The following is a 23,614-nucleotide window of genomic DNA, read 5'->3' as shown; positions in this document are numbered from 1 at the left end:
CGAACCCGGCTGAAGCGCAGATGGAGGGGGCTGGACATGGCGGCCGCCTGATGGATTCCTGATGATCGCATGAACGAGACGTTCGCCCCCTTCCGCCGCCGCATCGACCCCTCGGTCGAGCCGCCCTTCCGGCTGGGCGCGCTGCGCGTGTCGCCGGCGACCCTGGAGGTGGCATCGGACGCGGGCGTCGAGACGCTCGAGCCGCGTGTCATGCAGGTGCTGGTCGCGCTGTGGCGCAACCAGGGCGAGGCGGTGACGCGCGATGATCTCTCGCAGCTCTGCTGGGGCGGGCTGATCGTCGGCGACGATGCCTTGAACCGCGCGATCAGCCGGCTCAGGAAGGTGCTCGCTGCCGACCCGGCGGTCGAGGTCGATACGATTCCGAAGATCGGCTACCGGCTGCGCCTCGAGGGCGTGGCGCCAGCACCCGCACCGGTTGCGGCGCCGCGCCGCCGCTGGCCGCTGCTGTTGCTGGCGATCCCGGCGCTGCTCGCGCTCGCCTTCTGGCTGCGCCCGGCCGCCGATAGCTGGAGCGCCGCGTCGATGCGGCCGTTGACGCGCGAGGCGGGAACGGAGAGCTATCCGGCGCTGTCGCCCAACGGCGAATGGCTGGCCTATGCTGGCGGCGGGGGCTTCGGCCGCAACCGCGATATCCGCCTGCAGGGCCTGGGCGTCGGCGAAAGCGCGCCGATCAGCCTGACCGCGACTCCCGATGCCGACGAGCTTGCGCCCGCCTGGTCACCCGACGGTCGCCGCCTCGCCTTCGTGCGGCACATCGACGGGCAGCCGTGCAGCGTGGTGGTGATGAGCCCGCCGCGCGGGGCGGAGCGTGTCGTCGGCCGCTGCCGCACCGATGCCAGCGCGATGGTCGACTGGCTCGGCGACGATGCGCTGGTCATCTCCGACCGGGTGTCGGCGGACGCCCCGCGCCGGCTGTTCGCGCTCGACCTGACCGGCGGCGCGCTGACGCCGCTCACCGATCCGCCGGCGCGCGCCACCGGCGACGCGGGCGCCACAGTCTCGCCCGACGGCCGCCGCATCGCCTTCCGCCGTACCGCCGCCCTCGGCGCCGACGACGCCTATGTGCTCGACCGCGACAGCGGCGAGGTGCGCCCGCTGACCAATGACGGCTTCAAGGCGTCGGGGCTGACGTGGAGCGCCGATTCACGCACCCTGTTCATCTCGACCAACCGCGGCGGCGACTTCGGCCTGTGGGCGCTCGACACCATCGGTGGCCGGCCGCCGCAGCGGGTCAGCCTCGGGCTCACCGCGTTCAGCCAGATGTCCGCCGACCGCCACGGCCGGCTGGCGGTGCAGCTCTCCCGCGTCCGCGCCAACCTCGTCGCGGTCCCGGCGGGCGGCGGCGCGGCGGTGCCGATCACGCAGGGCACCGGCATCGACTGGGACCCGACCTACGCCGCCGACGGCAGTCTCGCCTTCGTCTCCGAACTGAGCGGCCCCGCCGAACTCTGGGTGCAGCGCCCCGGTGCGGCGCCGGCGCGCGTCACCAATCTGCGCGGCTCCTATCTCTACGCCCCGCGCTGGTCGCCCGACGGCCGGCGCCTCGCCTTCATCGCGGTGGCGCAGCAGAAGAGCGACATCTACACCGTCGACGCCGACGGCAGCCGCCTGCGCCGCGTCACCGAGGACGGCGTCGCCAAGGGCAGCGTCGCCTGGGGGGAGGACGACACGCTCTACTATACGACCCGCACCGATGCTGGCTGGCGCTTGATGCGGCAGGCGGGCAGCGCCGCCATCGTTGTGCCGGCCGCTGGCGACGCCGTGGTGCTGCGCCGCGGCCCCGACGGCACGCTCTACGTTCGCCGTACCAGCGATGCCCGCCTGTCGGCGCTCGGCCGCGACGGCCGTGTCCGCCCGCTGGCGATCACCGCCCCCGATCGCGAGGCGTGGGAGGTCACCTCGGCCGGCATCTACGCCGCCGACGGCACCAACATCCGCCTGACGCCCTGGTCAGGGCCGGCGCGCACCGTCACCGCCGCCGGCACCGCCTCCCGCCCCAATTTCGCGCTCCGCCCCGATGGGGCCGTGGTGCAGCCGCGGCTGACGCTGGACGAGGCGGACCTGATGCTGATCGAGCTCAAGCAGGACTGAAGTTGCGTCGGGCCGGTCGGGTCGCGTATGACCCGCGCCATTCCGACAACGCCTAGTTGAAAGGCCCGCGCGGCGATGGCCGGTCATTCCAAGTTCAAGAACATCATGCACCGCAAGGGTGCGCAGGACAAAAAGCGTTCGGCGCTGTTCTCCAAGCTCAGCCGCGAGGTGACCGTCGCGGCGAAGATGGGCCTGCCCGATCCCAACGCGAATGCGCGTCTCCGCGCCGCGGTGCTGGCCGCCCGCGCCGGCGGCATGCCGAAGGAAAATATCGAGCGCGCCATCAACAAGGCCGGCGGCAACGACAGCGAGAATTACGAGGAAGTGCGCTACGAGGGCTTCGGCCCCGGCGGCGTCAGCCTGATCATCGAGACGCTGACCGATAACCGCAACCGCACGGCCACCAACGTTCGCACCGCCGTCTCGAAGAACGGCGGCAACCTCGGCGCCGGCGGCTCGGTGAGCCACGGCTTCGAGCGCAAGGGCCTGATCAGCTATCCGGCGAAAGCGGGCGACGCCGACAAGGTGTTCGAGGCGGCGCTGGAAGCCGGCGCCGACGACGTCGAATCGAGTGAGGAGGGCCACGAAATCTGGACCTCGGTCGAGAGCCTGCACGAAGTGGCTAAGGCGCTCGAGGCGACGCTCGGCGAAGCGGAAGGCACCAAGCTGGCGTGGAAGCCGGGCCTGATGGTCACCGTGGGGGAAGCCGATGCCGCCACCCTGCTGAAGCTCATCGACACGCTCGAGGAAGACGACGACGTGCAGACCGTCTGGGGCAATTACGACGTGCCCGAGGACGTGCTGGCGAAGCTGGGCTGACGCCGGCCCAGTCCCTCTCCCGCTTGCGGGAGAGTTTAGGTGAGGGTGTGCGAGCGTCAGCGAGCCCCCACCGGCAGAACACCCTCACCCTCCCACCGCTACGCGGCGGGCTCCTCCCTCTCCCGCAAGCGGGCGAGGGGAAATCGCCGTTGGGAATTTAGCGTGATCCGCTAAGGTGCCGTCCATGATCTTCCTCGGCCTCGATCCGGGCCTGCAGAGCACCGGCTGGGGCGTCATCGAGGCGCAGGGCAATCGCTTGCGCCATGTCGCCAATGGACAGGTGAAGAGCGGCGCCGACGAGGCGCTCGGCCAGCGGCTGACGCAGCTGTTCGAGGCGCTGGAGGCGGTGATCGCCGAACACCGCCCCGAAGCCGCCGCCGTCGAGGAAACCTTCGTCAACGTGAACCCGCGCTCGACCCTGAAGCTCGGGCAGGCGCGCGGCGTCGCGATGCTGGCGGCGGCCCGATCGGGGATCGTCGTCGGCGAATATGCGCCGACCGTCATAAAGAAGGCGGTGGTCGGCACGGGCCAAGCGGACAAGGGCCAGGTGCATGCGATGGTGAAGCGGCTGCTGCCGGGCACCGTCATCGCCGGCCCGGACGCCGCCGACGCGCTGGCGGTCGCCATCGCGCACGCGCATATCCTAAACACGGCAAAAGCATATGAGAGGGTCCACCGTTGATCGCACGGCTGAGCGGGGTGCTGGTGTCGGCGGGGGCCGATGCCGCGGTGATCGACGTCAACGGCGTCGGCTATCTGATCTCCGCCTCGGCGCGGACGCTATCGGCGCTCGGCCCGATGGGGTCGCCGGTGGTGGCGCATGTCGAGACGCAGGTGCGCGAGGACGCGATCCAGCTGTTCGGTTTCGCCAGCGAGGATGAGCGCGACTGGTTCCGCCTGCTGACCACCGTGCAGGGCGTCGGCGGCCGGGTGGCGCTCGCCATCCTCTCCGTGCTGCCGCCCGCCGACATCCAGGCGGCGATCGCGATGCGCGACACGGCGAGCGTGGCACGGGCGAACGGCGTCGGGCCGAAGCTCGCGGCGCGTATCGTCAACGAGCTGAAGGACAAGGCCGGCACGCTTGGCGTCGGCGCCGGGCCTTCGGTGTCGGTGCAGGCGGTGGCTGCCTCGCCCGCCGACAGCGCGGTGCGCGATGCGCTTTCGGCCCTCGCCAACCTTGGTTTTCGCCCGGCCGAAGCGGGCCGCGCCGTCGCCGAGGCACAGGCCGAGCTGGGGCCGGAAGCCGGCTTCGGCGATCTCGTGCGCGTCGCGCTCAAGAAGAGCGCGCGTTGAACCTCCTTCCCGTCATCCCCGCGAAGGCGGGGACCCAGCCCGACAAAGACGGCGCCAGCGGAGTTGGCAGGTTTTTTATGGGTGGACTGGGTCCCCGCCTTCGCGGGGATGACGAAAGAGGGTAGGGCGGGTCGGCATGGCGAACGACGACGACCGCATGATCACCGGCAACCGGCGTCCCGAGGACGTCGATGCGGCGCTGCGGCCGAAGGCGCTCGACGAGTTCGTCGGGCAGAAGGCGGCACGCGAGAACCTTCGCGTGTTTATCGCGGCGGCGCGCAACCGCGGCGATGCGCTCGACCATGTGCTGTTTCACGGGCCGCCCGGCCTCGGCAAGACGACGCTCGCGCAGATTCTCGCCCGAGAACTCGGCGTCGGTTTCCGCGCCACCTCGGGGCCGGTGATCGCCAAGGCGGGCGACCTCGCGGCGCTGCTCACCAACCTCGAGCCGCGCGACGTGCTGTTCATCGACGAGATTCACCGCCTCAATCCGGCGGTCGAGGAAGTTCTCTATCCGGCGATGGAGGATCGCGCGCTCGACCTGATGATCGGCGAGGGGCCGTCGGCGCGATCGGTGCGTATCGACCTGCCGCCGTTCACCCTCGTCGGTGCCACCACCCGCGCCGGCCTCGTCACCACGCCGCTGCGCGACCGCTTCGGCATTCCGGTGCGCCTGCAATTCTATTCGGTCGACGAGCTGGAACAGGTGGTGCGTCGCGCCGCCGGCCTGCTCGACCTCGACCTCACCGACGATGGCGCGCGCGAGATCGCGGCGCGGTCGCGCGGCACGCCGCGCATCGCCGGGCGGCTGCTGCGCCGCGTCCGCGACTTCGCGCATGTCGCGGGCGACGGGCGGGTCGACGCGAAGATCGCCGACACCTCGCTCAACCGGCTGGAGGTCGACAAGCTCGGCCTCGACGCCATGGACCGGCGCTACCTCACCATGATCGCCGACATCTACAAGGGTGGGCCTGTGGGCGTCGAAACGCTGTCGGCGGGGCTTTCGGAGGCGCGCGACAGCCTCGAAGAGGTGGTCGAGCCGTTCCTGATCCAGGCCGGGCTCGTCGCGCGCACCGCACGCGGCCGCATGCTCAACCCCTTGGCGTGGAAGCATTTGGGGCTGACGCCGCCTGCCGGGGCGCCGCCCTCGGCGCTGCCGCTCCTCGACGAACTGTGAGCGGCGCGCGCTGGTATAAAAAAGCCATATCTTCCGTAATCTCGGTTAACCTTCTATCTAGCGGCGCGATGACCGTGACCGCCCCGTCCCAGGAGCAGCCTTCGGAGCAGCCTTACGCCGGTACCTTCGTCGGCACCGAGCACCGCTTCGCGCTGCGCGTCTACTTCGAGGACACCGACCTTTCCGGCATCGTCTATCACGCCAATTACCTCCGCTTCATGGAGCGCGCGCGGTCGGACATGCTGCGCGCTGCCGGCATCGACCAGCGCGCGACGATGGACGCGGGCGAAGGCTATTACGCGGTCCACGATCTCAACATCGTCTACCGCCGCCCGGCGAAGCTCGAAGACGCGCTGCTCGTGCGCAGCCGGGTGATCGGCGTTCGCGCCGCCGCCTGCGAGATCGCGCAGGATATCTGGCGCGGCGACATACTGCTCACCGAAGGCCGCGTTACCGCTGCCTTCCTCGGAACGGACGGGCGGCCGAAGCGTCAGCCCCGGGAATGGCGTGAGACGTTCGAGCGTCTCACCACAGGACAGGAAGCCAAATGAACCAAGCAAGCGTAAGCGTCGCCGGCGCCGCCGACCTGTCGCCCTGGGCGCTGTTCCTGCAGTCGGACATCATCGTCAAAGGCGTGATGGTCGGCCTGCTGCTCGCCAGCATCTGGTCGTGGGCGATCATCATCGACCGCGCGCGGCGGCTGAAGCAGATCAACAAGGAAGCGGCGAAGTTCGAGGATCATTTCTGGGCCTCGGATTCGATCGACAACCTCTACGACAAGTCGCAGAAGTCGAAGCACCCCTCGGCGCAGGTGTTCAACGCCGGCATGAACGAGTGGCGCCGTTCGCTCGGCAAGGGCCGCTTCGACCGGGAGGGCGTGCGCGCCCGCCTCACCAGCATCATGTCGGTGGCGATCGGCCGCGAGATCGACGAGCTGTCCGATCGGCTGAACATCCTCGCCACCGTCGGCTCGGTCGCGCCGTTCGTCGGGCTGTTCGGCACCGTCTGGGGCATCATGCGCGCCTTCACCTCGATCGCCGCGACGCAGAATACGACGCTCGCTGTCGTCGCGCCGGGCATCGCCGAGGCGCTGTTTGCGACTGCGATCGGCCTGTTTGCGGCCATCCCGGCGGTCATCGGCTACAACCGGCTGCTGCACGGCATCGGCCGGCTGGAAGCGCGCCTCCAGCATTTCGCCGAGGAATTCCACGGGCTGCTGTCGCGGCAGCTCGACCAGATGGAAGAGAAGTGATGCTCGCGCGCGCTCATCCTCCCCGGAACGGGGAGGGGGACCCTGCGCAGCAGGGTGGAGGGGCCGCGGCGCTTCCACCCCACCACCGCCTTCGGCGGTCCCCCTCCCCTTCCAGGAGAGGAGAGGGTGAAGGAGGCATCTCATGTCGATGAACCTGGGCGGGGGCCGCGGCTCGCGCCGCGCGCCGATGGCCGAGATCAACGTGACGCCGCTCGTCGATGTCATGCTGGTGTTGTTGATCATCTTCATGATCACGGCACCGCTGCTGGTGTCGGGCGTGCCGGTCGATCTGCCCGACAGCCGCGCCGGCGCCCTGAAGCAGGACAATACCCCCGTGCAGCTCTCGCTCGACCGTGACGGAAAGCTGTTCATCGACGAGCAAGCTATCGCCCCCGATGATCTGGCGGCGAAGCTTACGGCGATCCGCGAAGCGCGGGCCGCCGACGAGCCGCGCGTGTATGTGCGTGCCGACAGCAGCCTCGACTACGGTCGGGTGATGCGCATCGTCGGAGAGGTCAACGCCGCCGGCTTCGGCAAGGTGGCGCTGGTAAGCGAAGGCACAGGCGAGCCCAGTTCCGGGCGGGAGCAGCCGAACGACGAATGACCGAAACGCGCGCCTTGATGCTCGCCGGCGCAGCGCATCTCGCGCTGCTCGCCGGCCTGTCGCTGACCTGGTCGATGCACCAGGCGGCGCTGCCAAGCTTCAGCGAGGCGGTGCCGGTCGAGATCGTCGAGATCAGCGACGTGCCGCGCATCACCGAGCCGCCCAAGCCGTCGATGGAGGCCGCGCCGCAGGAAACCATCGAGGCGTCGGCGCCCGAGATTTCGCCGGTCGAGGCCGCCGCGCCCGAACCCGAGCCGGCGCCGAAGCCCGAACTGCTGAGCCCGGTGCCGGCGCTCGATGCCAAGCCGAAGCCCGAGCCGAAGAAGGAAGCGGCGAAGCCCAAGGCCGAAGCCAAGCCCAAGGCGGTGAAGAAGGCCGACAAGGTCGCCGAGGCGCAGCAATTGTCCGACCTCATCAACAAGGCACTGCCCAAGGCGCAGCGCAAGCCCGTCGATACCTCGGCCACCGCGCAGTCGATCGAAAAGTCGCTGCCCAAGGGCGCGCGGCTCGATGCGCGCGCCACCGCGACATTAGAGCAGGCGATCCGCTCGCAGGTCGCGCCCTGCTGGAACCCGCCGCTCGGCGGCGAGGGCGTCGGCAACATGACCGTGGTGCTGCGCATTCAGCTCAGCCGACAGGGCGCCGTGACCGGCGTGCCGGAAGTTTTGGACCAAACCGGGGTGACCGGCGGAAACCAGGCCTATGCTCGTGCGTTCGCCGAGAGTGCCCGGCGAGCCGTCATCCGTTGTTCACCGCTTACGCTTCCGGCGGAGTATTTCGACGCCTGGAAGCTGTTCGAACTGAATTTCGATCCGTCGAAGATGAATTAAGGAGCCCGGATGCGCCTTTTACCCCTGATGTTCGCGATGCTGGCGGCGGTCGCCGCCGTTCCGGCCCATGCCGTGCTTCGCGTCGACATCAACAGCGGCATCCAGCAGCCGATGCCGATCGCCGTCCCGGCCTTCGCGACGCCGACCGTGGCGCCGACCGCGGCGGGCAGCACCGACGCGCTCGGCAAGCAGATGGCCGAGGTTATCGCCGCCGACCTCGAAAGTTCGGGCCTGTTCAAGCCGCTCAACCCGGCGGCTTACACCACGACGGTCAGTTTCCCGGACGTGTCGGCGCCGCAATTCCCGAGCTGGCGCACCGTCGCCGCGCAGGCGCTGGTGACGGGCTCGGTGCAGGCCAACGCCGACGGCACCATCACGCTCGGCTGCTACCTCTATGACGTGTTCTCGGAGGAACGGCTCGACGCGCAGAATTTCACCGCCACGGTTTCGACCTGGCGGCGCCTCGCGCACCGCTGCGCCGACATGGTCTATTCGCGGCTGACCGGCGAGACGGGCTATTTCGACAGCCGCATCGTCTACGTCTCGGAGACCGGGCCGAAGATCAAGCGCATCAAGCGGCTGGCGATCATGGACCAGGACGGCGCCAACCACCGCTTCCTGACCAACGGGCAGAGTCTCGTGCTGACGCCGCGCTTCGCGCCGAACCAGCAGACGATCGCCTATATGAGCTTCGCGCAGAACCGGCCGCGCGTGTACGTCTACAACATCGGTTCGGGCTCGCAGCAGCTGGTCGGCGATTTCCCCAACATGACCTTCGCGCCGCGCTTCGCACCCGACGGCAACAGCCTCGTCATCTCGATGGCGGTCGGCGGCAACACCGATATCTATCGCCTCGACATCGGCTCGCGCCGGCTGACGCGGCTGACCACCTCGCCGGGCATCGATACCGCGGCGAGCTTCTCGCCCGACGGGTCGAAGATCGTCTTCGAATCGGATCGTGGCGGCGGCCAGCAAATCTATGTGATGAACGCCGATGGGTCGGGCCAGCAGCGCATCAGCTTCGGCGACAGCCGCTATGCGACGCCAGTGTGGAGCCCGCGCGGCGACCTGATCGCCTTCACCAAGATGGGCAGTGGCCAGTTCAAGATCGGCGTGATGCGCCCCGACGGCGGCGGCGAGCGCCTGCTCACCAACGCCTGGCAGGACGAGGGGCCGACCTGGTCGCCCAACGGCCGCGTCATCATGTTCTTCCGCACCGGCCAGTCGTCGCGGGCCCGCGGCGGCAGCGCCGATCTCTGGTCGGTGGATCTCACCGGCCTCAACGAGCGTCGCATCAAAACGCCGCTCGATGGATCGGACCCGGCATGGTCGCCGTTGTTGCGATAAGAGACATTCATTCTGAATTCGAAACGAAAACGTTGAAGGAGAGGAAAATGCGCTCACTTCCCTTGCAGGTTCTGCTGATCACCGGGCTCGTCGCCACCGCGGCATGCTCGAAGAAGAAAGAAGACCTGCCCCCGCCGCCGCCGCCGGCCGCAACGACCACCCCGACCGCCCCGACCACCGGCGAGACGCCGGGCCCGGTGTCGTCGAGCGCGGTCCCCGGTTCGGCCGCCGACTTCCAGCAGCAGGCGGGCGACCGCGTCTATTTCGCCTATGACAGCTACGAGCTCGACGAGGCGTCGCGCGGCACGCTCAACAAGCAGGCCACCTGGCTGCAGCGCTACGGCCAGGTCCGCATCACCGTCGAAGGCCACGCCGACGAGCGCGGCACCCGCGAATACAACCTCGCGCTCGGCGACCGCCGCGCCAACGCGGTGAAGAACCACCTCGCCGCGCAGGGCGTCGGTGCCGCCCGCATCTCGACGATCTCCTACGGCAAGGAGCGCCCCGAGGTGCAGGGTTCGGACGAAGAGAGCTTCGCCCAGAACCGCCGGGGCGTGACCGTGATCTCGGGCGGCGCCGCCAGCTAACGGCGGTTTCGGTTGAGAACGAAGGGGCGTCCGGAAAACCGGGCGCCCTTTTCGTTTGTGGGGACGTCGCCATCGGCACACCCCCGGTCGTCATACCGGCGAAAGCCGGTATCCAGCCGGACGCTGGTCTGGATACCGGCTTTCGCCGGTATGACGGGGAGGGGAGGGCGGTGAGCCCCAGCTAAACCCACGTCCAGTCCATGTACCAATTATAGTCCCAGCTCTTCCCGCCATCGCTCGAGGTCGATTGGTGCCAACGGCACGACGTCGGCGTGACCCGGTCCCACACGCCGCGTGCGATCAGCTTGCCGCCGCCCTCGATCTCCTCCTCGGCGAGGAAGGTGCCGACGCCGCCCGCGAAGCTGCCCATCATCGGGTCGTTCACCACGCCGTTGCCGGCGCTCATCCAATGATCTGCCCACTTCCGCTCCTTCTGGTGGAAGCTGCGCACCTCCACGCCGAAGAAGTTGCGCGCCGGAATGCGCAGCTCCTCGATGCTGGCGAGGCCGCCGAGCAGCGAATGGACGGTGGCCTCGCCGGGGAATTCGTCCCACTTGCCGTCGGCAAGCCGCCGCTGCGCGATCTTCCATTCACCGGCGAGGAAGGCGAAATCGCCGCCGCCGGCCGGGGCGGTGCTCGGCGTGGCGACCGTCCGCGCACTGGCCAGGCTCGCTGCCACCATGCCCACCGCCACGCCCGTCGCTGCCTGCAGCAACCCGCACCGTTCCATTCCGTTCGCCATCCTGCCCTCCTGTTGAGTGAAGACATGATCCTGCGTGCGTCATCCTGACATGCGGCGTCAGCTATTCTGCGCTACAGCGAAGACATGCGCGCCAGCCGCCTTCTGTCGATCCTCATCCTGCTGCAGCTCCGCGGCCGGCTGACTGCCGACGCGCTCGCCGCCGAGTTCGAGGTGTCGGTGCGCACCATCTATCGCGACATCGACGCGCTGAGCGCCGCCGGCGTGCCGGTCTATGGCGACCGCGGCCCCGGCGGCGGGTTCGAGCTGCTCGACGGCTACCGCACCCGGCTGACCGGCCTGTCGGCGGCGGAGGCGGAGGCGCTGTTCATGATCGGCCTGCCGGGGCCGGCGGCGGCGCTCGGCATCGGCCCGGCGGCGAGTGTGGCGGGCAACAAGCTGCTCGCCGCGCTGCCGTCCGGGGCGGGCGATGCGGCGGGACGGATCGGCTCGCGCTTTCATCTCGACCCGGTCAACTGGTACCGCGCCGCCGACAGTGTGCCGCACCTGCCCGCGGTCGGCCGCGCCGTGCTCGACGAGGTGCGGGTGACGATGCGCTACGAGAGCTGGACAGGCGAGCGGGACTGGGAGGTCGAGCCGGTCGGCGTCGTGCTGAAGGCGGGCGCCTGGTACATGGTGGCGCGCGGCGCGGGGAAGCTGCGCATCTTCCGGGTCTCCAACCTCCGCGCCTTCGCCGCCACCGAGGAAAAGTTCGTGCGGCCCGCCGATTTCGACCTCGCCACCTTCTGGACCGAGGAGATGGCCCGCTTCGAAACCGAGCTGCGTCCCGGCATCGCGGTGGTCGACGCGACCGCCGAAGGCCTTATCCGCCTTGCCGGGCTTGGCGCCTTTGCCGAAGTGGCGGTGGCCGCCGCCGAGGGCAACCGCGTGCGCCTGCCCATCGAAACCATCGGCCAGGCGGCGCTGATGCTGCTCGGCGTCGGGCCGGAGATCGACGTCATCGATCCGCCCGAACTGCGCACTGCGCTGGCGGCACTGGCGGGGCAGGTCGTCGCGCGGCACGCCGCGGCCCTTCCTGAACTGTCACACGCCGCGTATATGGCGAGCGACGATCGTTTGGCGGAAAGCCCGGAACCTTCATGAGCCTGCGTCCCTGGCGGGATATCACCCGCCGCAAGTCCCGTCAGATCATGGTCGGCAAGGTGCCGGTGGGCGGCGACGCGCCGATCACCGTGCAGACGATGACCAACACGCTGACCTCCGACGCCAAGGCGACGATCGAGCAGATCCGCCGCTGCGAGGAGGCCGGCGCCGACATCATCCGCGTGTCCTGCCCCGATGTGGAATCGACCGCGGCGCTGAAGGAGATCGTTCGCGCGTCGCGCGTGCCGATCGTCGCGGACATCCATTTCCACTACAAGCGCGCGCTCGAAGCCGCCGACGCCGGCGCCGCCTGCCTGCGCATCAACCCCGGCAATATCGGCTCGGCCGACCGGGTGCGCGAGGTGGTCAATGCCGCCAAGGCCAACGGCTGCGCGATCCGCATCGGCGTCAACGCCGGCAGCCTTGAGAAGGACCTGCTCGAGAAATACGGCGAGCCGTGCCCCGAGGCGCTGGTCGAAAGCGCGCTCGACCATATCCGGCTGCTCGAGGACCATGATTTCCGCGAGTACAAGGTCGCGGTGAAGGCGAGCGACATATTCCTCGCCGTCGCCGCCTATCAGCAGCTCGCCGAAGCGGTCGATTGCCCGCTGCACCTCGGCATCACCGAGGCGGGCGGCTTTGTCGGCGGCACCGTCAAGTCGGCGATCGGCATCGGCTCGCTGCTCTGGTACGGCATCGGCGACACCTTGCGCGTGTCCCTGTCCGCCGAGCCCGAGGAAGAGGTTCGCGTCGGTTTCGAGATTCTCAAAGGCCTCGGCCTGCGCCATCGCGGCGTCCGCGTCGTGTCCTGCCCGTCCTGCGCGCGTCAGGGCTTCAACGTCATCAAGACCGTCGAGGCGCTGGAGCAGCGGTTGCAGCATATCCGCACGCCGCTGTCGCTGTCGGTGCTCGGCTGCGTCGTCAACGGCCCCGGCGAGGCGCGCGAGACCGATATCGGCATCACCGGCGGCGGTGCCGGCAAGCATATGGTCTATCTGTCGGGCGTCACCGACCACCACATCAACGACGAGAATATGGTCGACCACATCGTCAGCCTCGTCGAGAAGAAGGCGGCCGAGATCGAGGCCGCCGCCGAGGCCCAGGCGGTCGCTGCCGAGTGAGCGACGCGCTTGCCGCCGACCTGAAGGAGCAGCTCGCGCCGCTGGGCGAGGTGAGCGTCCGCAAGACTTTCGGCGAGCTGGCGGTCTATATCGACAAGTGCATGACCGGCCTGATCCTCGACGGCGAACTCTATCTGAAGACGGACGCCGCGACGGTCGGCGAATATGAGGGCCGCAAGGCGTTCACCTACGACATGGGCGGCAAAACGGTGGTGACGAGCTACCGCCAGGTGCCCGACGGCGCCTATGACGACGAGCAGGAGATGCTGCGCCTCGCCGTTGCTGCCTTCGCCATCGCCGGCCGGACGAAGAAAAAGAAGAAATGATCCGCGACGCCACGGCTGCCGACGTCCCGACCATCCTGCGCTTCGTGAAGGAACTCGCGATCTACGAGCGCGAGCCCGACGCAGTGAAGGCGACCGAGGCCGATCTTACCCGGGTGCTGTTCGGCGACCGTCCTTACGCCGAGGCAATCATCGCGGAGGAGGGCGCCACGCCGCTCGGCTTCGCACTGTTCTTCCACAATTTCTCGACGTGGACGGGGAAGCCCGGCATCTACCTCGAAGACCTGTATGTCACGCCCGACGCGCGCGGGGCTGGGGTCGGTAAGGCGCTGCTCGCGCGGCTGGCGGCGATCGGCGTCGAGCGCGACTGCGGGCGGCTCGAATGGTCGGTCCTCGACTGGAACGCGCCGGCCATCGCCTTCTACCGCTCGCTCGGCGCGGTCGCGATGGACGAGTGGACGGTCAACCGCGTGACAGGCGATGCGCTGAAGGCGCTGGCGAGGGGCTGAGGCCGCCCGACCATCCCAATATCGTCATCCCCGCGAAGGCGGGGATCCATACGCCGAGCCGCCTGAAGGTATGGATTCCCGCCTGCGCGGGAATGACGATGATTATGCGCTCTTACTTCGCCCGCGCCTCCGGCGGCTCACCGACGCCCGCCGCCTTGGCCCGCTCGATGCCCTCGAAGATCAGCCGCTCGGCGACCTCGGGGCCTTGCCAGCCGTGGACCTTCACCCACTTGCCGGGCTCCAGATCCTTATAATGCGCGAAGAAATGCTCGATCTGCTCGACGACGATCGACGGCAGCTCGGTGTAGGACTTCACGCCGGTGTAATAAGGGTGGAGGTCGTCGACCGGCACCATCAGCAGCTTCTCATCGCCGCCCTTCTGGTCTTCGGTGACCAGAACGCCCACCGCGCGGGCACGCACCACGCAGCCCGACACGAACGGCACGCCGGCCACGACCAGCGCGTCGAGCGGGTCGCCGTCGTCCGACAGCGTGTGCGGGATGAAGCCGTAGTTCGCCGGATAGCGCATCGCGGTGTGCATAATGCGGTCGACGAACAGCGCACCCGACGCCTTGTCGATCTCGTATTTCACCGGCTCGGAGCCGGCGGGAATCTCGATGATGACGTTGAGGTCGTGCGGCGGCTCGGCGCCGATGGAGATGCGGTCGATGTTCATGGCGGGCGCGTGTAGAAGCAGCCGCGAGGAAAGTCCAAGGCAAAGGATGCGACAAATGGCGTGGGCGTGGCTGGTGCTGAGCGGATTGTTCGAGGTCGGGTTCACCACCTGCCTGCGCTACGCCGACGGATTCAGGAACGTGCCGTGGACGATCGGCTTCCTGGTCAGCGTCACGCTTTCGATGGGATTGCTGGAGCTTGCGTCGCGCTCGATCCCGCTCGGCACGGCTTACGCGGTCTGGGCGGGCATCGGTGCGGTCGGCACCGTCATCGTCGGCATCGCCTTTTATCAGGAGCCGGCGAACGCGTTGCGCCTTGCGCTGATCGCAACGCTGATCGGCAGCATCGTCGGGCTGAAGCTCGTCACGGGCGGCGCTCACTAGCGCCGCAACGGCGCATCCGATAAAGCCGCGCGCATGGCGGACAAGGCTCAGCGCGTGCGCGGCACGCAGGACATCTTCGGCGAAGAAGCCGCGCGCTTCGAAAGCGTGGTGGCGGCGTTCGACCGCGTGCGGCGGCTCTACGGCTTCCGCACCGTCCATGTGCCGATGTTCGAATTCACCGAAATCTTCGCCCGCTCGATCGGCGAGACTACCGATGTCGTCTCGAAGGAAATGTATACCTTCGAGGACCGCGGCGGGGAGTCGATCACGCTCCGTCCCGAGTTCACCGCCGGCATTTCGCGCGCCTATCTGTCGAACGGCTGGCAGCAGCATGCGCCGCTGAAGCTCGCGGCGTGGGGCGCGGCGTTCCGCTATGAGCGGCCGCAAAAAGGGCGCTACCGCCAGTTCCACCAGCTCGACGCCGAGATCGTCGGCGCCGCCGAGCCGGCATCGGACGTCGAGATCATCGCCTTCGCGCACCAGTTGCTGAGCGAACTGGGCCTTGGCGACAAGGTGGTGCTGCAGCTCAACACCGTCGGCGACGCCGAGACGCGCACCGCCTGGCGCGAGGCGCTGATCACCTACTTCAGCAAGGTGAAGGGCGACCTGTCGGCGGAGAGCCAGGAGCGCCTGGAGAAGAACCCGCTGCGCATCCTCGATTCCAAGGACGAGCGCGACAAGGCGTTCGTCGCCGACGCGCCGAAGATCGACGCCTATCTGACCGCAGAGGCCGGCGGCTTCTTTGACAAGGTGCAGGCGGGCCTGACCGCGTCGGGTGTGCCGTTCGTGCGCACCGAAACGCTGGTGCGCGGGCTCGACTATTACCGCCACACCGCCTTCGAGTTCGTGACCACGTACCTCGGCGCGCAGGGCACCGTCCTCGGCGGCGGCCGCTATGACGGGTTGATCGAAGCGCTCGGCGGCGCCCCCACCCCGGCGGTCGGCTGGGCGGCGGGCATCGAGCGGCTGTCGATGCTGATCGAGGCGCCGGCGGCCGAAACCGTCAATGTCGCGGTGATCCCGATGGGCGAGGCGGCCGAGGCTGCCGCGATGAATGTGCTCGGCCAGCTTCGCGCGAGCGGCATCGCCGCCGAGCAGGCGTGGCGCGGCAATATGAAGAAGCGCATGGCCAAGGCCGACGCCGCCGGCGCGCGCTTCGCCGTCATCCTCGGTGATGACGAGCTGGCCGCCGGCGAGGCGACGGTGAAGGATTTGAAGAGCGGCGAGCAGAAACGCGTGGCGCTGTCAGATTTGACCAACGCCCTTAAATAGCATCGTCATCCCCGCGAAGGCGGGGATCCATTACCGCCGACGCTTCGGAGAATGGATCCCGGCCTTCGCCGGGATGACGATAAAAAGAAGAGAATTGGGTAAGAGCCGAGCATGAGCGTTCCCGCAAACCGCATCGCGCAGATCGAAGCACGCCACTCCGAGCTGTCGGCGGAGATGGCGCGGCCCGATCTGTCGGCCGAGCGCTTCGTGCAGCTGTCGAAGGAATATGCCGAGCTGACGCCGGTCGCCGAGAAGGCGCGCGAACTGCGCGGGTTGCGTGAAGAAGTCGCCGGCCTGCGCGCGATGATCGACGATCCGGCGGGCGATGCCGAGATGCGCGAGATGGCGGAGGCCGAGATCGGCGAGGTCGAGGGCAAGCTGCCCGACGCCGAACGCGCGCTGTCGGTGGCGCTTCTGCCGAAGGACGCCGCCGATGAGAAGTCGGCGATGCTCGAAATCCGCGCCGGTACCGGCGGCGACGAGGCGGCGCTGTTCGCGGGCGACCTGTTCCGCATGTACCAGCGCTATGCCGAGGAGCGCGGCTGGCGGGTGGAACTGATCTCGGCTTCGGCGGCCGATGTCGGCGGCTACAAGGAAGTCGTCGCCAGCGTTACCGGCCCCGGCGTGTTCGCTCGGCTGAAGTTCGAAAGCGGCGTCCACCGCGTGCAGCGCGTGCCCGCGACCGAGACGCAGGGGCGCATCCATACCTCGGCGGCGACGGTGGCGGTGCTGCCCGAGGCGGAAGAGGTCGACGTGAAGATCGACGAGAAGGATCTGCGCATCGACGTGTTCCGCTCGTCGGGGCCCGGCGGCCAGTCGGTCAACACCACCGACAGCGCGGTGCGCATCACCCATATCCCGAGCGGCCTCGTCGTCAGCCAGCAGGACGAGAAATCGCAGCACAAGAACAAGGCGAAGGCGATGAAGGTGCTGCGTTCGCGCCTCTATGATCTGGAGCGCGGCAAGCTCGATTCCGCGCGCGCCGCCGACCGCAAGTCGATGGTCGGTTCGGGTGACCGGTCGGAGCGCATCCGCACCTATAATTTCCCGCAAGGCCGCGTCACCGATCACCGCATCAACCTGACCTTGCACCGGCTGGAGGAAATCCTGCAGGGCTATGGGCTGGAAGAGCTGGTGCAGGCGCTGATCAACGAGGATCAGGCGTCGCGGCTCGCCAATCTCGATGCGGGCGCGTGACGCCATCGCCGCGGCGGCTGCGAAGCTGCCCGGTGACTGCCCCCGGCTCGATGCGGAACTGCTCGCCGCGCATGTGCTCGGCGTCGATCGCAACGAGCTTCTGCTCCGCCATCTGCACGACGATCTGGATGAGGCGGCGTTCGGCGCGCTGGTCGAACGGCGGATGGGCGGGGAGCCGGTCGCCTACATCCTCGGTCACCGCGAATTCTGGTCGCTCGATTTCCGGGTGACCCCCGACACGCTGATCCCGCGCCCCGACAGCGAGACGATCGTCGAAGCCGCGCTCGCCGCCGCCGGCCCGGCGCCGCGCGTGCTGGATCTGGGGACGGGGAGCGGCTGCCTGCTGCTGTCGGTGTTGCACGAGCGCCCGGGCGCCTGGGGGCTCGGCGTCGATCGCTCGGAAGGCACGGCATCGGTGGCGGCGGACAATGCGCAGCGGCTAGGCCTCGCCGACCGCAGCGCCTTCATCGTCGGCGATTGGACGGCGGCGATCGGCGGGCGCTTCGACATCATCCTGTCGAACCCGCCCTATGTCGGCACCGAGGAGGTGCTGGCGCCGGAAGTCGCGGACTACGAGCCCGGTTCAGCGCTGTTCGCAGGGCAGGGCGGGCTCGACGATTATCGGAAGATCATTCCGGCACTGACCACCATTCTTTCCCCCGGCGGGTCGGCGCACCTTGAAATCGGCTATCTTCAGGCCGACTTGGTGAGCGAGATCGCCGTGGCGCATGGGTTGCTTCCCACGCTTCGGCGCGACCTCGCCGGCCGGCCCCGCTGCCTCTCGCTGCGCGCCGCTGACGCAGGGTAAGTTTTGGGCTTGGAAGAGCCAAACGTTCCGGCTAGACAAAGGACGAGCGGGGTGGAGCTTTCTCCCCTGCCAATGACTTCAACAACAGCAGACGGCCGATTGTTCGGTTCCGTGCTCGCGCGAAAGTCATGCGCTCAGCCCCGTTAATCCGGATGGATCAGGGACAAGTGATTTGATGAGAAACGGTCAGAATGGTCGCCGCCGTGGACGTGGCGGCCCCGGTGGTGGCGGTGGTCCGCAGCGTGCGCCGAGTGGCGGCCGCTCGCCCGATATGGGCAACCGCAACGAGGTCCGGGTTCGCGGCAACGCGCACCAGCTCCTCGAAAAATACAAGCAGCTGGCGCGCGACGCGAGCATGCAGGGCGACCGCGTCTCCGCCGAATATTATATGCAGTATGCGGATCATTATTACCGCGTGCTCAACGAATTCCGCGCCCGCCAGGAAGAGCAGCAGGCGCAGCGTCAGCAGTATCAGCAGCGCCGCGACGATCGCGACGGCGGCGACAATGGCGCCGATAACGGCAATGACAATGGCGACGACTATGGCGATGACGACGATGACGGCGTCATCGAGAACGCCGCGCCGATCCGCGTCAGCGAGATGACCCGCATGATCCCCGAGCCGCAGGCCGACGCGCCGGTGGCAAAGGGCGGCAACGACAGCGATGGTGACGGCGAGGGTGATGCCGAAGGCAACGCCGTCGAGGCCGGCGCCAATGGTGAGGAAGAAGCGCCGCGCCGCCGCAGCCGCAGCCGCGGCCGCCGCCCGCGCCGCGAAGGCGCCGAGGAAGGCGAACTGGCTCCGGCCGACTGATCCTTTCGGATTGCGAGAATGAGAGCGGCCTCGCCCTAGCGGCGGGGCCGTTTCTTTTTTACCCCTCGCCCGCTTGCGGGAGAGGGAGGGGCCCGCTGCGTAGCAGTGGGAGGGTGAGGGTGTACCGCCTCCTCAGTTCAGCAGCGCCGGCGATAAGCTCGCTGGCGCTCGCACACCCTCACCTAACCTCTCCCGCAGGCGGGAGAGGGACAGATCGCGGGTGTTCGACCATCACTGTCATCTAAGTGACATAAAAGCGTCATACCGCCGCAACCCATGAGACACCGGACGGTGATGACCCCGTCCGACAAGGCTTGGGGAGTATCGGTCGATGGCGAAGCGCTGGCAGTATCTGGCAGGGGCGGCCTTGGTTGCGATGGCATCGCCCGTGGTGGCGCAGGATGCCGCGACCACCGCGCGCATCGAGGCGATGCAGGCGCAGATCGATGCGCTGCAGAAGCAACTCGAGGAACTGAAGACGCTGACTGCCGCGCAGGCGAGCGCGAGCCCGGCGACGCCGCCGGTGGCGACCGCTGCAGCACCTCCCGCGCCAGCGCCCAAGCCCGCGACGCCGCCGGTGCAGGTCGCGTGGAAGGGCGCGCCGGAGTTCACCGCCGAGGGCGGCTGGCGCTTCAAGCCGCGCGGCCGCATGCAGTTCGACGCGGCGAGCGTCGGCAATCCCAACGGCAACATCCCGACCGCCAACCTCGGCTTCAACTCGCGCTCGCGCCGGATCCTGTTCGGCTTCGAGGGCGACGTGCCCGGCGGCATCAAGTGGCGCGCCGAGTTCGACTTCGCGCAAGGCGGGGTCGGCTATGAGGATGTGATGTTCCAGTACGCGCCGAAGGGCAGCCCGGTCAGCGCGCAATTCGGCTATTTCTATCCCTTCCAGGGGCTGGAGACGATGAGCAGTTCGGGCGCGACCACGTTTATTGAACGGGCGCAGATGACCGATGCCTTCGTGCACAGTCGCCGCATCGGCGCCGCGGTCGGCTATGTTCAGGGCGATCTGCGCTTCAACGCGGGCCTGTTCAACGACAGCATCAACGCCAATTTCGACAATGACGACTGGATGTTCGGCTCGCGGCTGGTCTGGTCGCCCGAGGCGCTCGGCGGGCGGATCCACCTCGGCGCCACCTACCAGCACCGCGAATTCCAGAGCAATGCGCTCAACTTCCAGTATCGCGCGCGGCCGTTCGTCCAGACCACCGACGTGCGCTTCACCGATACCGGCCTCGTCGCGGCGCGGGGCGACGACATCTATGGCATCGAGGCCGCCGGCATCTTCGGGCCGCTTCACGTCGCAAGCGAAGCGCAGTGGGTGAAAACCGACACCATTGCCAACCCGGCGACGCTGACCGGCATCGAATCGGTGGCGGGCGGCACCGCCTTTGCCGGCAACGCCGACTTCTTCTCCTGGTACGCCGAGGCCGGCTGGTGGCTGACCGGCGAGACGCGCGGCTATCGCGACGGGAGCTGGCAGCGGACCAGCGTCAAGAAGGGCTTCGACAAGGGCGGCTGGGGCGCGGTCGGCGTCAACCTGCGCTACGATTATCTCGACCTGCGCGACCGGGTCGCGACCGGCACCCCGGCGACAAGCTTCGCCGCGCCCAACTTCGTCAACGGCGGCACGCAGACGGGCTATCTCGCCAGCCTGATCTGGCAGCCGATCGATTATGTGCGCTTCATGGCGCAGTACACGCGCGCCGAGATCGAAGGCGGCCCGCGCGCCGCGGTGGTGGTGCCGGGCTCGACCGCGCCGATCCCCGACCGCGACTATGGCGTCGATATCTTCGCCGTCCGCGCGCAGTTCGAGTTTTGAAAACTCTCCTCCCCCGACGGGGAGGGGTTGGGGGTGGGCGCCGCGACGCGCCGAAGCCCTGAGGTTTAACCGCGCGCGGAGAGCCCACCCCTCGATCCCCTCCCCCTCGGGGAGGGGAGGTTCCAACGTTACCGCGCCCGAATAAACGCGCGGATGTCCGAGCTGAGCTTGGCGAGATCGGCGTCGCGCACGTACATCATGTGGCCGGCATCATAATATTTATAGGTGATGCGGTCGGTCGGGATGCCGGTGCGGGTCAGCGAATATTCGGCGCCGAAGAACGGCGTCGCCATGTCGTAATAGCCCTGGCCGACGAAGATCCGGAGCCCGCTGTTCTCGCGCAGCGCCTTGCCGAGATAGGGCGCGACGTTGCGATAATAGGTCAGGTCGCCGCCGCCGATGTTCCAGTCCCACGGGCTGCCGAGGCCGCCGATGGTGACATATTCGCGATCCATCTTCAGCCCGAGCGTCTCGCGCGCATAGGCGTTCATGCCCGCGGTGTAGGCGCCGTCGATGCCGTAGAAGCTCGGATCGTTGTCGGGCTCCTCGCCGGCGGCGTCATAGTCGCGGCCCGTGTAGCGGGTGTCGAGACGGCCCACCGTCAGCCCGCGGCTGCGCAGCAGCTCCTTGTAGAAGCGGCCCGGCACGACGCGCAGGTCGGCCTGTTCGAGATATTGCTCCGAAAGACCGGTAAAGCGGGACAGCTTGGCGCGCACCGCGGCGCGCTCGGCGGCGGGCAGGTTGCTGCCCTTCAGCAGCGCCGACGCATATTCGCCGATGGCAAAGGCGCGCGCCTCGACGAGAAAGGGCTCGAGCTGCGCCGGCCGCTCGGCGAGCGCATTGTGATACCAGGCGGTCGCCGCCATCGACGGCATGTTGACGACATAGGCCATCTCGTTGCCCGGCACTTCGGCCTGCGCGCCGAAGTCGAGGATGGTGGAGATCAGCAGCACGCCGTTCAGCGATACGTCGTTGAAGGTCGCCTCGAGCTCGTTGACCACAGCCGCCGAGCGGGTGGTGCCGTAGCTTTCGCCGCCGATGAACTTCGGCGCGTTCCAGCGGCCGTTCTCGCGCAGCCAGATGCGAATGAACTGCGCCACCGACTTGGCGTCGGCGGTGACGCCGTAGAAGCTCTTCGCCTCGGTCTTGCCGAGCGCCTTCGAGAAGCCGGTGCCGACCGGGTCGATGAACACCAGGTCGGTGACGTCGAGCAGGCTGTGCGCATTGTCGATGATGGGGAAGGGCGGAGCGCCGTCGTCACGCGCGTCCGACGGGACCACCACACGCTTCGGGCCGAAGGCGCCCATGTGCAGCCAGAGCGAGCCCGAGCCGGGGCCGCCGTTGAACAGGAAGGTGATCGGGCGATTCGGATCGCGCGGGCCCTCCTTCACATAGGTGGTGGAGAAGATCGCGGCGGTCGGCTCGCCGTCCTTGTCCTTCAGATAGGTCTCGCCGGTGGTGGCGCGGTAGCTGATTTTCTGGCCGCCGAAGGTGCCGCTGTGGCGGGTGACCGAGACGACCGGCGCCGGGATCGGCGCGGCGGCTTTCTTGTCATCGCCCTTCGGCGCGTCCTGTGCCATCGCCGGCATCGCCGTTGCGAGCGCCAGCAAGGCCAGCGCCGTCCCCCCCAATTTCATATCGCTCTCCCAGATGAGTCTTGGTCTGGCGGGGAGAGATACACGCGGCAGGCGATTCGCTAAGCCCGTAGAGTCGCCGGGGTTAACGCCCGTCGAGGTCGTCGATGTCGTCGATGTCGGACACCGTGGCGTCGTGGCCGGTGCGCGCGCTGAAGAACAGCAGCCCCATCAGCGCGCCGGCGAGCAGCAGGGTGGCGACGATTCCCGCCGTCATCGCGATGACGAAGTGCAGGTGAAGCACCGTGCCGGTGCGCTGCATATAAGTGAGCGCGGCGGCGGCCGAGATCAGCGCCACCAGCAGCATCACCGCCATGAGCTGCCAGAATCGTGCGACGGGCGAGGGGCCGGGCGAATCGTTCATGGCTTCCCTTTGGGCGCTCGATGGGTGAGCATCAACTCGCCGAGTCGAGAAAGGGACAAGCGATGACCATCGCATCAATCCTGAGGACGAAGGGCGGGGAAGTCGTGACCGTACCGGCGAGCATGCCGGTCCAGGGCGTGGTGGCGTTGCTTCATGAGCATCGCATCGGCGCCGTGCTGGTGGTCGAGGGCGACGATCCGGTGGGAATCGTCTCCGAACGCGATGTCGTGAAATGTCTGCATGAAAAGGGCGTCGCGATTCTCGACGCCGCCGTTCACGCGATCATGACCTCGCCGATCGTCACCGCGAGCGGAGTCGAATCGATCGCCGAGGCCATGGAGATCATGACCGCCCGCCGAATCCGCCATCTGCCGGTAGTCGAACGCGGGCGGCTGGTCGGAATCGTGTCGATCGGCGACCTCGTGAAACGCCGGATCGAGGACGCCGAGCATGAGGCCGGGCTCCTCAAGGAGTATATCAGCGCCTCCTAGATACGCGCGCGCGAGTCTTCTTTAGGGAGGCGCCGCAGCCCCGGCGCGCCAGCTAACAATGTTACGCATTTGCGCAAAAAAGTTGCGCGGCAGGGGTTGCGCGACTCTCGGCCTTCGACCATATGGCCCCTCGCCGACGCGCTGCACGGCTCCCGCGGACACCGCCCTCTCCGATAATTTATCGAGAGGGTGCCACGAGGACCGGACGGCGAAGAGGCGGGTTCAAAAAAGCGAAACAAAGGGTCTTGCCAAAGACGCCGCGGTTCGCCAGATGAGCCACCCCGACGGGGCGGTCACTTCCGGAAGCTTTCTGGTCACGCCGCCCTCCAGACATCCACGGTCGATCAGACCTCGAAAGAGGAACGGTCAACTTCGT

The 23,614-nt window shown here is 68.1% G+C and carries 26 protein-coding genes; 22 read left to right on the top strand and 4 right to left on the bottom strand.

Going from position 1 to position 23,614, the window contains the following annotated elements:
- Positions 1 to 69 precede the first annotated feature (69 nt).
- The 11 genes from ACFOMD_RS00390 to pal all read left to right on the top strand — a co-directional run bounded on the left by ACFOMD_RS00390 (position 70) and on the right by pal (position 10,021).
- Entirely contained in the window at positions 70 to 2,112 is a 2,043-nt protein-coding gene (locus ACFOMD_RS00390) for a winged helix-turn-helix domain-containing protein (RefSeq protein ID WP_380855086.1), read from the top strand.
- Positions 2,113 to 2,187: 75 nt separating this feature from the next.
- Positions 2,188 to 2,931 (top strand): YebC/PmpR family DNA-binding transcriptional regulator, encoded by a 744-nt coding sequence (locus ACFOMD_RS00385; RefSeq protein ID WP_380855083.1) that lies wholly within the window; start codon positions 2,188 to 2,190, stop codon positions 2,929 to 2,931.
- Positions 2,932 to 3,115: 184 nt separating this feature from the next.
- Complete coding sequence (gene ruvC, locus ACFOMD_RS00380) at positions 3,116 to 3,613, top strand: crossover junction endodeoxyribonuclease RuvC (protein ID WP_380855080.1); 498 nt, start codon at positions 3,116 to 3,118, stop codon at positions 3,611 to 3,613.
- On the top strand, positions 3,610 to 4,224 hold the full coding sequence (ruvA, locus tag ACFOMD_RS00375; protein WP_380855077.1) for a Holliday junction branch migration protein RuvA: 615 nt from the start codon (positions 3,610 to 3,612) through the stop codon (positions 4,222 to 4,224). Before ruvC ends, ruvA begins: the two co-directional genes overlap by 4 nt.
- Positions 4,225 to 4,360: 136 nt before the next feature.
- Positions 4,361 to 5,401, top strand: coding sequence for a Holliday junction branch migration DNA helicase RuvB (ruvB, locus tag ACFOMD_RS00370; RefSeq protein WP_380855074.1), 1,041 nt, complete (start codon positions 4,361 to 4,363; stop codon positions 5,399 to 5,401).
- 68 nt (positions 5,402 to 5,469) lie between these two features.
- A complete protein-coding gene (locus ACFOMD_RS00365) occupies positions 5,470 to 5,952 on the top strand; it encodes a YbgC/FadM family acyl-CoA thioesterase (RefSeq protein ID WP_380855071.1) in 483 nt (160 codons plus the stop codon).
- Positions 5,949 to 6,653, top strand: a complete 705-nt coding sequence (tolQ, locus tag ACFOMD_RS00360; RefSeq protein ID WP_380855068.1) for a protein TolQ — start codon at positions 5,949 to 5,951, stop codon at positions 6,651 to 6,653. Before ACFOMD_RS00365 ends, tolQ begins: the two co-directional genes overlap by 4 nt.
- A gap of 142 nt (positions 6,654 to 6,795) precedes the next feature.
- Positions 6,796 to 7,257 carry an ExbD/TolR family protein gene (locus tag ACFOMD_RS00355; RefSeq protein ID WP_380855065.1) on the top strand — a complete coding sequence of 154 codons (462 nt, stop codon included), beginning with the start codon at positions 6,796 to 6,798 and terminating at the stop codon, positions 7,255 to 7,257.
- Positions 7,254 to 8,087 carry a cell envelope integrity protein TolA gene (locus tag ACFOMD_RS00350; RefSeq protein WP_380855062.1) on the top strand — a complete coding sequence of 278 codons (834 nt, stop codon included), beginning with the start codon at positions 7,254 to 7,256 and terminating at the stop codon, positions 8,085 to 8,087. The genes ACFOMD_RS00355 and ACFOMD_RS00350 overlap by 4 nt, the downstream gene beginning before the upstream one ends.
- A 27-nt stretch (positions 8,088 to 8,114) precedes the next feature.
- Positions 8,115 to 9,434, top strand: a complete 1,320-nt coding sequence (tolB, locus tag ACFOMD_RS00345; RefSeq protein ID WP_380856681.1) for a Tol-Pal system beta propeller repeat protein TolB — start codon at positions 8,115 to 8,117, stop codon at positions 9,432 to 9,434.
- Between the two features lie 47 nt (positions 9,435 to 9,481).
- On the top strand, positions 9,482 to 10,021 hold the full coding sequence (gene pal / locus ACFOMD_RS00340; protein WP_380855059.1) for a peptidoglycan-associated lipoprotein Pal: 540 nt from the start codon (positions 9,482 to 9,484) through the stop codon (positions 10,019 to 10,021).
- 181 nt (positions 10,022 to 10,202) lie between these two features.
- On the opposite strand, the gene ACFOMD_RS00335 is transcribed toward pal, so the two are convergent.
- Positions 10,203 to 10,763 carry a hypothetical protein gene (locus ACFOMD_RS00335; protein ID WP_380855056.1) on the bottom strand — a complete coding sequence of 187 codons (561 nt, stop codon included), beginning with the start codon at positions 10,761 to 10,763 and terminating at the stop codon, positions 10,203 to 10,205.
- A gap of 84 nt (positions 10,764 to 10,847) precedes the next feature.
- Between ACFOMD_RS00335 and ACFOMD_RS00330 the strand changes: the two genes are divergently transcribed.
- From ACFOMD_RS00330 to ACFOMD_RS00315, 4 genes are read left to right on the top strand one after another with little or no spacing between them, the layout of a single operon-like run.
- A complete protein-coding gene (locus ACFOMD_RS00330; protein WP_380855054.1) occupies positions 10,848 to 11,864 on the top strand; it encodes a helix-turn-helix transcriptional regulator in 1,017 nt (338 codons plus the stop codon).
- On the top strand, positions 11,861 to 12,985 hold the full coding sequence (ispG, locus tag ACFOMD_RS00325; RefSeq protein WP_380855051.1) for a flavodoxin-dependent (E)-4-hydroxy-3-methylbut-2-enyl-diphosphate synthase: 1,125 nt from the start codon (positions 11,861 to 11,863) through the stop codon (positions 12,983 to 12,985). The genes ACFOMD_RS00330 and ispG overlap by 4 nt, the downstream gene beginning before the upstream one ends.
- On the top strand, positions 12,982 to 13,311 hold the full coding sequence (locus tag ACFOMD_RS00320; protein ID WP_380855048.1) for a TfoX/Sxy family protein: 330 nt from the start codon (positions 12,982 to 12,984) through the stop codon (positions 13,309 to 13,311). Before ispG ends, ACFOMD_RS00320 begins: the two co-directional genes overlap by 4 nt.
- A complete protein-coding gene (locus tag ACFOMD_RS00315) occupies positions 13,308 to 13,778 on the top strand; it encodes a GNAT family N-acetyltransferase (protein ID WP_380855045.1) in 471 nt (156 codons plus the stop codon). The genes ACFOMD_RS00320 and ACFOMD_RS00315 overlap by 4 nt, the downstream gene beginning before the upstream one ends.
- A gap of 112 nt (positions 13,779 to 13,890) precedes the next feature.
- Here the strand turns inward: ACFOMD_RS00315 and ppa are convergent, their stop codons facing one another.
- Positions 13,891 to 14,454 carry an inorganic diphosphatase gene (gene ppa / locus ACFOMD_RS00310; RefSeq protein ID WP_380855042.1) on the bottom strand — a complete coding sequence of 188 codons (564 nt, stop codon included), beginning with the start codon at positions 14,452 to 14,454 and terminating at the stop codon, positions 13,891 to 13,893.
- A 55-nt stretch (positions 14,455 to 14,509) separates the two neighbouring features.
- Here ppa and ACFOMD_RS00305 point away from each other — a divergent pair, with 55 nt between their 5' ends.
- From ACFOMD_RS00305 to ACFOMD_RS00280, 6 genes are all read left to right on the top strand, one after another.
- Positions 14,510 to 14,836 carry a DMT family transporter gene (locus ACFOMD_RS00305; protein ID WP_380855039.1) on the top strand — a complete coding sequence of 109 codons (327 nt, stop codon included), beginning with the start codon at positions 14,510 to 14,512 and terminating at the stop codon, positions 14,834 to 14,836.
- A gap of 33 nt (positions 14,837 to 14,869) precedes the next feature.
- On the top strand, positions 14,870 to 16,108 hold the full coding sequence (gene hisS, locus ACFOMD_RS00300) for a histidine--tRNA ligase (protein ID WP_380855036.1): 1,239 nt from the start codon (positions 14,870 to 14,872) through the stop codon (positions 16,106 to 16,108).
- 111 nt (positions 16,109 to 16,219) lie between these two features.
- Entirely contained in the window at positions 16,220 to 17,305 is a 1,086-nt protein-coding gene (prfA, locus tag ACFOMD_RS00295; protein ID WP_380855034.1) for a peptide chain release factor 1, read from the top strand.
- Positions 17,292 to 18,113, top strand: coding sequence for a peptide chain release factor N(5)-glutamine methyltransferase (gene prmC / locus ACFOMD_RS00290; protein WP_380855031.1), 822 nt, complete (start codon positions 17,292 to 17,294; stop codon positions 18,111 to 18,113). The genes prfA and prmC overlap by 14 nt, the downstream gene beginning before the upstream one ends.
- 175 nt (positions 18,114 to 18,288) lie before the next feature.
- A complete protein-coding gene (locus ACFOMD_RS00285) occupies positions 18,289 to 18,927 on the top strand; it encodes a DUF4167 domain-containing protein (protein ID WP_380856678.1) in 639 nt (212 codons plus the stop codon).
- Between the two features lie 331 nt (positions 18,928 to 19,258).
- Positions 19,259 to 20,749, top strand: coding sequence for a porin (locus ACFOMD_RS00280; protein ID WP_380855028.1), 1,491 nt, complete (start codon positions 19,259 to 19,261; stop codon positions 20,747 to 20,749).
- 128 nt (positions 20,750 to 20,877) lie between these two features.
- Here the strand turns inward: ACFOMD_RS00280 and ACFOMD_RS00275 are convergent, their stop codons facing one another.
- Both ACFOMD_RS00275 and ACFOMD_RS00270 read right to left on the bottom strand, forming a co-directional pair.
- Complete coding sequence (locus tag ACFOMD_RS00275) at positions 20,878 to 22,386, bottom strand: S10 family peptidase (RefSeq protein ID WP_380855025.1); 1,509 nt, start codon at positions 22,384 to 22,386, stop codon at positions 20,878 to 20,880.
- A gap of 82 nt (positions 22,387 to 22,468) precedes the next feature.
- Positions 22,469 to 22,747: a hypothetical protein gene (locus ACFOMD_RS00270; protein ID WP_380855022.1), complete on the bottom strand. Its 279-nt coding sequence runs from the start codon at positions 22,745 to 22,747 to the stop codon at positions 22,469 to 22,471.
- 20 nt (positions 22,748 to 22,767) lie between these two features.
- On the opposite strand from ACFOMD_RS00270, the gene ACFOMD_RS00265 reads away from it, so the two are divergent.
- Positions 22,768 to 23,238: a CBS domain-containing protein gene (locus tag ACFOMD_RS00265; RefSeq protein ID WP_380855019.1), complete on the top strand. Its 471-nt coding sequence runs from the start codon at positions 22,768 to 22,770 to the stop codon at positions 23,236 to 23,238.
- The last annotated feature ends 376 nt before the right edge of the window (positions 23,239 to 23,614 follow it).

It is taken from the genome of Sphingoaurantiacus capsulatus (genome assembly GCF_042648405.1).
Lineage (GTDB): Bacteria > Pseudomonadota > Alphaproteobacteria > Sphingomonadales > Sphingomonadaceae > Sphingoaurantiacus > Sphingoaurantiacus capsulatus.
Note: the sequence above shows the minus strand (reverse complement) of the source record. Positions and strands in the feature narration are given on the sequence as shown.

Excerpts from the sequence above, each read along its gene's own strand:
- ruvC (WP_380855080.1), top strand. The coding sequence starts at position 3,116 with ATGATCTTCCTCGGCCTCGATCCGGGCCTGCAGAGCACCGGCTGGGGC.
- ACFOMD_RS00280 (WP_380855028.1), top strand. The coding sequence starts at position 19,259 with ATGGCGAAGCGCTGGCAGTATCTGGCAGGGGCGGCCTTGGTTGCGATG.
- ACFOMD_RS00350 (WP_380855062.1), top strand. The coding sequence starts at position 7,254 with ATGACCGAAACGCGCGCCTTGATGCTCGCCGGCGCAGCGCATCTCGCG.
- ppa (WP_380855042.1), bottom strand. The coding sequence starts at position 14,454 with ATGAACATCGACCGCATCTCCATCGGCGCCGAGCCGCCGCACGACCTC.
- tolQ (WP_380855068.1), top strand. The coding sequence starts at position 5,949 with ATGAACCAAGCAAGCGTAAGCGTCGCCGGCGCCGCCGACCTGTCGCCC.
- prmC (WP_380855031.1), top strand. The coding sequence starts at position 17,292 with ATGCGGGCGCGTGACGCCATCGCCGCGGCGGCTGCGAAGCTGCCCGGT.
- ACFOMD_RS00365 (WP_380855071.1), top strand. The coding sequence starts at position 5,470 with ATGACCGTGACCGCCCCGTCCCAGGAGCAGCCTTCGGAGCAGCCTTAC.
- tolB (WP_380856681.1), top strand. The coding sequence starts at position 8,115 with ATGTTCGCGATGCTGGCGGCGGTCGCCGCCGTTCCGGCCCATGCCGTG.
- ACFOMD_RS00305 (WP_380855039.1), top strand. The coding sequence starts at position 14,510 with ATGGCGTGGGCGTGGCTGGTGCTGAGCGGATTGTTCGAGGTCGGGTTC.
- prfA (WP_380855034.1), top strand. The coding sequence starts at position 16,220 with ATGAGCGTTCCCGCAAACCGCATCGCGCAGATCGAAGCACGCCACTCC.
- ACFOMD_RS00330 (WP_380855054.1), top strand. The coding sequence starts at position 10,848 with ATGCGCGCCAGCCGCCTTCTGTCGATCCTCATCCTGCTGCAGCTCCGC.
- ruvB (WP_380855074.1), top strand. The coding sequence starts at position 4,361 with ATGGCGAACGACGACGACCGCATGATCACCGGCAACCGGCGTCCCGAG.
- hisS (WP_380855036.1), top strand. The coding sequence starts at position 14,870 with ATGGCGGACAAGGCTCAGCGCGTGCGCGGCACGCAGGACATCTTCGGC.
- ACFOMD_RS00265 (WP_380855019.1), top strand. The coding sequence starts at position 22,768 with ATGGGTGAGCATCAACTCGCCGAGTCGAGAAAGGGACAAGCGATGACC.
- ACFOMD_RS00335 (WP_380855056.1), bottom strand. The coding sequence starts at position 10,763 with ATGGCGAACGGAATGGAACGGTGCGGGTTGCTGCAGGCAGCGACGGGC.
- ACFOMD_RS00385 (WP_380855083.1), top strand. The coding sequence starts at position 2,188 with ATGGCCGGTCATTCCAAGTTCAAGAACATCATGCACCGCAAGGGTGCG.
- pal (WP_380855059.1), top strand. The coding sequence starts at position 9,482 with ATGCGCTCACTTCCCTTGCAGGTTCTGCTGATCACCGGGCTCGTCGCC.
- ACFOMD_RS00285 (WP_380856678.1), top strand. The coding sequence starts at position 18,289 with ATGAGAAACGGTCAGAATGGTCGCCGCCGTGGACGTGGCGGCCCCGGT.
- ACFOMD_RS00390 (WP_380855086.1), top strand. The coding sequence starts at position 70 with ATGAACGAGACGTTCGCCCCCTTCCGCCGCCGCATCGACCCCTCGGTC.
- ACFOMD_RS00315 (WP_380855045.1), top strand. The coding sequence starts at position 13,308 with ATGATCCGCGACGCCACGGCTGCCGACGTCCCGACCATCCTGCGCTTC.
- ispG (WP_380855051.1), top strand. The coding sequence starts at position 11,861 with ATGAGCCTGCGTCCCTGGCGGGATATCACCCGCCGCAAGTCCCGTCAG.
- ACFOMD_RS00355 (WP_380855065.1), top strand. The coding sequence starts at position 6,796 with ATGTCGATGAACCTGGGCGGGGGCCGCGGCTCGCGCCGCGCGCCGATG.
- ACFOMD_RS00275 (WP_380855025.1), bottom strand. The coding sequence starts at position 22,386 with ATGAAATTGGGGGGGACGGCGCTGGCCTTGCTGGCGCTCGCAACGGCG.
- ACFOMD_RS00270 (WP_380855022.1), bottom strand. The coding sequence starts at position 22,747 with ATGAACGATTCGCCCGGCCCCTCGCCCGTCGCACGATTCTGGCAGCTC.